This window comes from Candidatus Magnetaquiglobus chichijimensis, from assembly GCF_045865675.1.
GTDB classification, from domain to species: Bacteria; Pseudomonadota; Magnetococcia; order Magnetococcales; family Magnetaquicoccaceae; genus Magnetaquiglobus; species Magnetaquiglobus chichijimensis.
This window is the reverse complement of the sequence record NZ_BAAFGK010000004.1, coordinates 823918-831515: the sequence shown is the minus strand read 5'-3', so window position 1 is coordinate 831515 and position 7598 is coordinate 823918. Positions and strand designations below refer to the sequence as shown.

The following is a 7598-nucleotide window of genomic DNA, read 5'->3' as shown; positions in this document are numbered from 1 at the left end:
GGTTGTTTGGCAAAGGCCAAACACAAACAGCCGACGCGGGCCATGGATGGCCCGCCAAATTGCGCAGCCATTTGTCCAGGCACGGTTCGAGTCTTTTCAACCGTGCTTGTTGGGTGACTCCATGGTGGGAATCACCCAACAGCCTCTGAGAATCCGATTGCCCCCCGGAACGCCGTGTTTGGGAGTTTCGGGGGGGCTGTCTGCCTTGTCTGGTGCCTGCCTTTTTCAATCAGCCATCCACGCTCCTGTTGGGGCGCGCCTGAGACCGTCCATGTCACGGCTGTCTCTTTACCTGTACGATCCCCATGTTTATAGTGAGGCGCTGTAACTTGCATGATGGGGGGAGAATCTCCTTACCCGTGGACCTTCCTGGCGGGAGTTCCACGGGTAAGGTTCCCGGTGACCTTTCGGAGGGCATCGGCATGGGATGACGACCGGAGAGACGTGCGAGGCAAGCATGCACAACGATACACGAGAGACCGCCATCGCGGTGATGCGACCCGGCGAATGTCGGGCCTGGATCGGTCAGGCGGTGGCCAGCCTGTCCGAGGTGCGCGCCCGGCTGACGCAAGGGCGCATGGTGATTGTCGGCGGGACCACCACACGTCATGTGGTGACGGCCCTGACCGGCGCCGATCCGGGCCGCGATGCCTTCGCGGTCGGCTGGATCCGGGATGGTTTGTTGGGCGAAACCCCCAGGGAGGGGCGCGGACCGGGACCGTTTCTGTTCGAAAATGGCCAGGTGTCACGCGGTTGGCCGGCGCCGCTTCTGGAGAGGTTCGAAGCCGGTGACATCTACATCAAGGGGGCCAACGCCATCGATCCGGCGGGGAACGTCGCGGTGCTCATGGCCTCGCCCACCGGGGGCACCATCGGCGCGGCCATGGCGATTCTCATGGCGCGTGGCGGGCAGTTGATCATCCCGGTTTCGTTGTCCAAACTGATCCCCTCCGTGGCGACGGTCTGCCGATTGACCGGTCAGGGTCGCACCAGCCGCGTCATGGGCACGCCGGTCGGCTATATGCCGATTCTGGCCGGATCGGCCACGGTCATCACCGAAGTCGAAGCGGTGTCGATCCTGTCGCAAGGGTTGGTGAAGGCGACACCGGTGGCACGCGGCGGGGTGGATGATTGCGAAGGTGCGCTGGTGTTGGCCCTGGAAGGGCCGGGGCAGGCGGTGGAGAGGGTGATGGAGCGTATGGAAGAGTGGCGTCGGGATTTGGCCGAGGGGTCCGGCGATCCGGCGTGATGATGCGTCGTTACGGCATGGGGTGAGGTTGCCCCGTTGTCCTTTCCGGCAACGGGGCAGGGGATGCCTCAGGAGAGCCACTCCAGGGTGCCGTTGTCGATGTGATAGACCGCGCCCACCATCTTCACCTTGCCTTCGTGGCGCAGATGGGACAGTTCCTGGCTGTTGGCCAAAAGATCCTGGATCGACTGGCTGACGTTTTCGCGGATCGCATCCTGAATCAGTTCTTCGCCCTTGAGTCCCTTGGCCTTGGCGCGCTCGGCGGCGGGAATGATGTTGTCCACCAGTTTCGGGATGCTGCCATCCACCTTGGCCCCTTCGACCACCGCCGTGACCGCGCCGCACTTGGTGTGGCCCAGCACCAGGATCAACGGCGTGTACAGATGGCCGGCACCGTATTCGGCGGTGCCGATCTCATCGGTGTCGGCCACGTTGCCCGCCACGCGAATCACGAACAGATCCCCGATGCCGCGATCGAAGATATGCTCCACCGGCACGCGGGAGTCGGAACAGGAGATGATCGTCACGAAGGGCGCCTGCCCCTTGGAGAAGGTTTCGGCAATGCGCGCCGGGGTGAGATTGGGACGTTCCGCCTTGCCGGCCAGGAAACGGGCGTGCCCTTCCTTGAGGAGTTTCAGGGCCTCCTCCGGGGTCATGCCGGGCCCCTTGCCGCCGGCCAAGGCGAGTTGGGGCAGGGAGAGGGCGCCCAAACCAACGGCCATGCCCGCGAGCATGTCGCGACGGGAACAGAGTTTCTCACACATAATGGTTTTCTCCAGGTCGTTACAGGTTGGTATGGCATTTTCCCGCTTGACTCTTGGGGAGTAAAACGGTTGGAGGGGTGAGGGGTTCCCCCCATCATGCAAGTGTTGTGTCGGATTCGGTAGGGTGAATCCAGAGCATGTCAAGCAGAGTATTTTGTTTGCGGGTAAAACACAATATCCATTGAAATGATCCAACCTCGTCGTTAATGTGAGCCGGTGGTTTGGAGGGGATGCCTGGGTTGGGTGCGGGAATGTGGGCCGCTGGTTGGAGGAGATGCCTGGGTTGGGTGCCGGCCTGTCAGCCGGTGGTTGGAGGGGATGCCTGGGTTGGTGCGGGAATCGATCTTGGATGGCGGGTGAACAAAAAGCATGGGCAAGAAACATTCCGACGAGGTGCGACGCAAGGGGATCATCCTGGCTGGAGGTTCGGGAACCCGGCTCTATCCGGTGACGCGCGCGATCTCCAAGCAGTTGATGCCTGTCTACGACAAGCCGATGATCTATTATCCCCTGACCACTCTGATGCTGGCGGGGATTCGCGAGGTGCTGGTCATCTCCACGCCTCAGGACACCCCCCGTTTCGAGGAGTTGCTGGGGGATGGCTCGCAGTGGGGGATGACCATTCGGTATGCGGTGCAACCCTCGCCGGATGGCCTGGCCCAGGCCTTCATCATCGGTCGTGAGTTCGTGGACGCTCAGCCGAGCGCATTGGTCCTTGGCGACAACATCTTCTACGGTCACGATCTGGTCAAGCAGTTGCGGCATGCCCATGGGCGCACGCATGGGGCGTCGGTGTTCGCCTATCGGGTCCAGGATCCGGAGCGCTACGGCGTGGTGGCGTTCGACGCGGAGGGGCGGGCGATCAGCATCGAGGAGAAGCCCAAACAGCCCAAAAGCCATCATGCGGTGACCGGACTCTATTTTTACGACGAACAGGTGTGCGACATCGCCGCTTCGATCCGCCCTTCGGCGCGTGGCGAACTCGAGATCACCGATGTCAACCGGCGCTATCTGGAGCAGGGTGAGCTGTCCGTGGAGATCCTGGGACGGGGCTACGCCTGGTTGGATACCGGCACCCATGACAGCCTGTTGGACGCGGCCAGCTTCATCGCCACCTTGCAGAATCGTCAGGGGCTGATGGTCGCCTGTCCAGAGGAGATTGCCCTGTTCAACCGCTGGATCCGGCCCGACGAACTGCGTCTTCTGGCCGAACCGCTGGCCAAGAGCGGGTACGGCCAGTACCTGTTGAACCTGTTGCGTTAGAGTTGCCGACATGCCGATCCGAGTGACGACAACCGACCTGCCCGGCGTGGCGTGGATCGATCCCCAGATTTTTGGCGATGCGCGAGGATTCTTCTTCGAGAGTTTCAATCAGCGCGATTTTCAGGCCGGAGTGGGCGTGGCGGTGGATTTTGTCCACGAGAGCCAATACCGGGCCGTGACCGGCCAGAGTCTGTCCATGCCGGATGCGTCGCGAGCGGGCTGGTTGTGGCGGGTGACCGAGGGGGTGTTGCGCGTCACCGTCCAGGATGCTCGTCCGGATTCGCCTACCTATGGCGTGAGCGTGCGTGGATGCATTGACGCCCAGGGGATGCGGCAGGTTTGGATTGCGCCCGGCATGCAATTCGATTTGCAGGTGGCGAGCGAGCGGGCGGCGTGGATCGGCAAATCCACCGGCGAGGCCGGGGAACGGGATTGGATGCTAGGGACCAGTCCGGATCAGGAGGGGTGAGGCGGGTCAGGGCGCGCGCGGATGCCCGGTCTGATTTATGGGTTTGAACTGCGACTCCAGCATCTCGGCTTGACGGTTGTTTTCGCGGGTATCGTAGCGTTTCTGTTTGGCTTTTTCCCGGAATGCCTCTTGGGCGCGATCCTGTTCCAGCATGATCTCCAACTCCAGGACGCGCATTTGTCGTTGTGACATGCGCGTGAACTGGATCATCGCCACCAGCAGCACCACCACGCCGACCACCACCGAGATCATTTTGGCCTTGTTGCCGCCACCCGATCCTCCGCCACCCTTTTTGGATGAGGATCCCTCGGAGCGTTCGACGCCTTCATCACCACTCGTCTCTTCTTCCATGCGTCATCTCCGCGAACCGATCATGCGTGGTATCGCTTCGAGCGATCCACGGTCGGGTGTGAGGGGTGTTCCCCGTCGTGCCAAGTCAGATGCCATCGATGGTCTTCTTTTGTCAGAATACTGGTATGGCCGAACACGGACAAGCGTTTTTCGTGCCAGTTCGAACCGTTGGTAGTCCGACAGGGGGGGGGCGTGTCGCGCGGGAGGGCGGATCAGGCCAGATCGTGCCAGGTGTGGGTTGGGAGCAAGGTGGAGATCCGTCCGCTGCCCTGACACCAGGGGCAGGGGTCGGACAAGCCCTGCTCGTCGAGGACCAGAAGACGACCGGAACCGCCGCACTCCTCGCAGGTTTCTGCCTCCAGACCAATAGGGCTGGCGGCTTTTTTGTTGGCGGCCTTGGAGGTTGTATGGGGGTCGAGGGCCTGCTGACCGAGTTGGGTCAGGTCATAGCTGATCGCCATGGCCATGGGGGCGTCGTTGAGGGCCAGTTGAATCCATCCTCGCGACTTGAGCGAGGAGAGTGTGCCCAGATGCAGTTTGACGGCGCGTCGTTCCTGAATGGTCTGGAGCGCTTTTTTTTGTGCGGGGGTGACGTACATGGAGGGCGTTCGTAGGGATCTTCGGGAGAGGGTCGGAAGGGGGCGCACTCCGAGAAAATGGACGGGATGGGGGATGTCGCCTTGCCCCCCGATCGTGGAACGCCCGAAAGGGCGCCCCACGGTCATCATCGAATTGCGCCCTGATCCGAGGGGCGCTTTTAGGAGGAGGAACGGTTTCTCCAGAAGCGGATCTTGCCACAGGTCTTGCATTTGGTGACGTTTGCCAGCAGATGGATGATCCCCAGGGTGATGAACAGGGGGACGATGATGCGACTGGCGGCGATGACGGGTCCGAATTGCAGGTCGTTGCGGATCAACTCGCCAGGGTTGTCCAGGATGCCATGGACGGTAAATCCCATGATGAGCATGGCACCCAGGATGATCAGGCCTCGACTGCTTACCAACGGTTGAGCGTTTTGATTCATGTCGGCCTCCTTCCTTTGTAAGTTTGCGCTTACCACCATGAATTTCCCCAGGAGCTTCATGGTGAGGGGGGTGAGGATGACTTCCCCTCTTGTATAGAAGATCGGTCGAAGATAGTGGGGAGTTTATCGCAAAAGCAAGGAAAAATTAATTGCCGATAAATTTTCTTGTTAGTAAAACGTCGTTTATATTGTAAAGGATTGTAACGCATTTTTTGATTGCATGAGCAGCCATTTCCGTGGCGGAGGATTGGGGGTTGACCGTGGGGTTGGCTTGGGTCTGTGGCAGGCGTTTTCGTGGGCGATTCTAAAGAGTCAGGATGATTGCGTGATTGCTTTGGATGTTATCGCTTGATGAAAGTGGTCGAAATTGGGCGCCGAGGGCGAGCAGTGCCTGGTGATACGGAGTTGCGTCTGGCGGGATGGTGGGGGATGGGGTGGCATGGAACAGGGTGATCGGGTGGTCGCAGCCGGCCAGTCCGGCGGCCAGTCGCAAGGATTGGCGGTGATCGGTTTTGTGGTCATTCAGGAGGATGGCGATTTTTTTGAGGCCAGGGGTGCCGGGTTGGCGTGGCCAGGTCAGCTTGGGGATGGAGAGGGTCAGGCTGCTCTCCCGGATCCAGCGTCCGAGGGTGGCCAGTCCGGCGGGCTGGATGCCGGGCAGGGGGGGAGGACCGTGCAGGGTTTGGTGATCGTGGGCGCAGAAGGAGGCTTCGTGACCGGCTTCGAGCCAGGCGTTCCAGAGCGGGCGATCGACCAGGTGGACTGCCTGGTGGAGGAAAAAAAGTTTCAGCCGCCAGGGGGGGGTGAGGCGGCTGTTCGGGAGATTCTGCCAGTCGTCCGGCGTGGGCGGGTCGAAATGTGCGCGGGTGACGAGCAGCGTGATGGATTGGAGCGGATGAGTCACCAGTAGCGGCCCGCTCCGGCGACGGCGATGGTGATCAGGCCGAGGATCAGGTTGATGAGCACCCGTTTGCGCAACCGTTCGATGTAGAGGCCGGCCTCGGGGAAGAGGCATTCTTTTTCCATGCGGCGCATGGCGCGGAAGTCGCGGAAGAAGATGACCCCGAAGATGGCGATCATGGTCCAGCCGGTTCCCTCCATGATGTGGATGTGGGGAGCGACGTTGGCCATGCCGCCGAACCCCTGGAAGATCATCCAGTAGCCGGTGAGTGGCAGGAGCAGGACGCAGACCCAGACCACGGTCATGAAGCGGGTGAGGATGCGGGACCAGAGTCCGACGCGGGCCGGGAGTTCCAGGGAAAGCGCGGCAGGGCGGACGATCCAGAGGGCGAAGAACATGCCGCCGACCCAGAGGGTCGCGGCCAGGAGATGAAGAAGCAGGGCGATGGGCATGGTGGTGGTCGGTGATTGATGGCCGGTTAAGGGTGGGGTGGGATCGGATTCAGGATTTTTTGGAATGTGTGGTTTGGACCGTTGAAAAATCGTAACGATTCAGGACCCCCGCGATTGCAGGGACGGGGGACCGCAAGATCCCCGTCAGAATCTCACAGAATGAACCCAACCGCTTCGCCATGCAACGGCCCTCATGCATCCCCCCGACGCAGGGCATCGCGGTTGGCAATCAACCACTGTATGGCCAGAACGGCAATCGCCGAGTTGAAAACCTGCCCTTCAAACCACGTCAAGGCTGTGGCATACGGCACGACGACAGGCAAAATGTCTTCATTCTCATGCTCCAGGCCCCCGCCAGCCTCCCGCGGACAGGTGGAGTCGAAAAGCCCGCAATACAGATGAATCCGTTCGCTGCTGCCACTCGGACTCAAATAAAAGGAGCGAATCAAGCGCAGATCATACGGGGTCCAACCGGTCTCCTCCAACGTCTCCCGCATGGCGACGGCTTCGTGATCGCTCTGGGCGCCACAAGAACCCGCCACGATCTCCGTGCACCAACCGGACTCGCCGCGCAAAAAAGGACCAGGGCGAAACTGTCGGATCAAGCCGAGTGCGTCTGCCTTGGGATCATACAAAAGCACGGCTGCCGCATCCCCACGCTCCAGGATCTCCAGGGAAGCCTCCGAACTCATGCGCCCGTCGAAACGCTGGTAACGCAGAACCAGTCGTAATAATTTGAAAAAACCTTTATACAGTTCGGTGCGATCGATCAGTTCAATTTTCATGGCGACCCGGTATGATGATGCGTTGAGAGCGCAATCCAGAGTGGATTATCGCAAGGCAAACAAGAAGTGCGATTTTTATACATCCTGTGAATGAGATCGCTTTTCAATAAAAATCGCCTGAATCCTTGCCAAATCGGACACAATGTGTCATGATTTGTTACATGAGTGTTGGCTCGATCATTGCAACACTTATCCTCAATCGGTTTCGTGCCGAAAAGGGAATCATGGCCGATCCAAAACAGGTCATGGTGGTTTGTCCGGATTCCGGGGCTGGATAGCGTTCGAGACGGGTCTCCCTTCTCGGCGCTCCAGCCCGACGGATCCTCCCGATGCCGGCACG

10 protein-coding genes are annotated in these 7598 nt (G+C 60.4%); 3 read left to right on the top strand and 7 right to left on the bottom strand.

What is annotated here, in order from left to right; all coding sequences use genetic code 11:
• Positions 1–457: 457 nt before the first annotated feature.
• Positions 458–1249 carry a hypothetical protein gene (locus ACOY6C_RS07865; RefSeq protein WP_420904926.1) on the top strand — a complete coding sequence of 264 codons (792 nt, stop codon included), beginning with the start codon at positions 458–460 and terminating at the stop codon, positions 1247–1249.
• Positions 1250–1317: 68 nt separating this feature from the next.
• On the opposite strand, the gene ACOY6C_RS07860 is transcribed toward ACOY6C_RS07865, so the two are convergent.
• The gene (locus tag ACOY6C_RS07860; protein WP_420904925.1) at positions 1318–2013 is read right to left on the bottom strand and encodes a carbonic anhydrase; all 696 of its coding nucleotides are present in this window, start codon (positions 2011–2013) and stop codon (positions 1318–1320) included.
• 393 nt (positions 2014–2406) lie between these two features.
• On the opposite strand from ACOY6C_RS07860, the gene rfbA reads away from it, so the two are divergent.
• On the top strand, positions 2407–3276 hold the full coding sequence (gene rfbA / locus ACOY6C_RS07855; protein WP_420906105.1) for a glucose-1-phosphate thymidylyltransferase RfbA: 870 nt from the start codon (positions 2407–2409) through the stop codon (positions 3274–3276).
• Between the two features lie 10 nt (positions 3277–3286).
• Positions 3287–3745, top strand: coding sequence for a dTDP-4-dehydrorhamnose 3,5-epimerase family protein (locus ACOY6C_RS07850; protein WP_420904924.1), 459 nt, complete (start codon positions 3287–3289; stop codon positions 3743–3745).
• Between the two features lie 6 nt (positions 3746–3751).
• Here ACOY6C_RS07850 and ACOY6C_RS07845 read toward each other — a convergent pair whose 3' ends face one another.
• The 6 genes from ACOY6C_RS07845 to ACOY6C_RS07820 form a co-directional block, all read right to left on the bottom strand.
• Positions 3752–4096, bottom strand: a complete 345-nt coding sequence (locus ACOY6C_RS07845) for a hypothetical protein (protein ID WP_420904923.1) — start codon at positions 4094–4096, stop codon at positions 3752–3754.
• 212 nt (positions 4097–4308) lie between these two features.
• On the bottom strand, positions 4309–4695 hold the full coding sequence (locus ACOY6C_RS07840) for a hypothetical protein (RefSeq protein ID WP_420904922.1): 387 nt from the start codon (positions 4693–4695) through the stop codon (positions 4309–4311).
• Positions 4696–4853: 158 nt separating this feature from the next.
• Complete coding sequence (locus ACOY6C_RS07835) at positions 4854–5120, bottom strand: hypothetical protein (RefSeq protein ID WP_420904921.1); 267 nt, start codon at positions 5118–5120, stop codon at positions 4854–4856.
• 304 nt (positions 5121–5424) lie between these two features.
• Positions 5425–6024, bottom strand: a complete 600-nt coding sequence (locus tag ACOY6C_RS07830) for a hypothetical protein (RefSeq protein ID WP_420904920.1) — start codon at positions 6022–6024, stop codon at positions 5425–5427.
• Positions 6021–6473 (bottom strand): CopD family protein, encoded by a 453-nt coding sequence (locus tag ACOY6C_RS07825; RefSeq protein ID WP_420904919.1) that lies wholly within the window; start codon positions 6471–6473, stop codon positions 6021–6023. The genes ACOY6C_RS07830 and ACOY6C_RS07825 overlap by 4 nt, the downstream gene beginning before the upstream one ends.
• 191 nt (positions 6474–6664) lie before the next feature.
• On the bottom strand, positions 6665–7258 hold the full coding sequence (locus ACOY6C_RS07820; RefSeq protein ID WP_420904918.1) for an NUDIX domain-containing protein: 594 nt from the start codon (positions 7256–7258) through the stop codon (positions 6665–6667).
• Positions 7259–7598 lie beyond the last annotated feature (340 nt).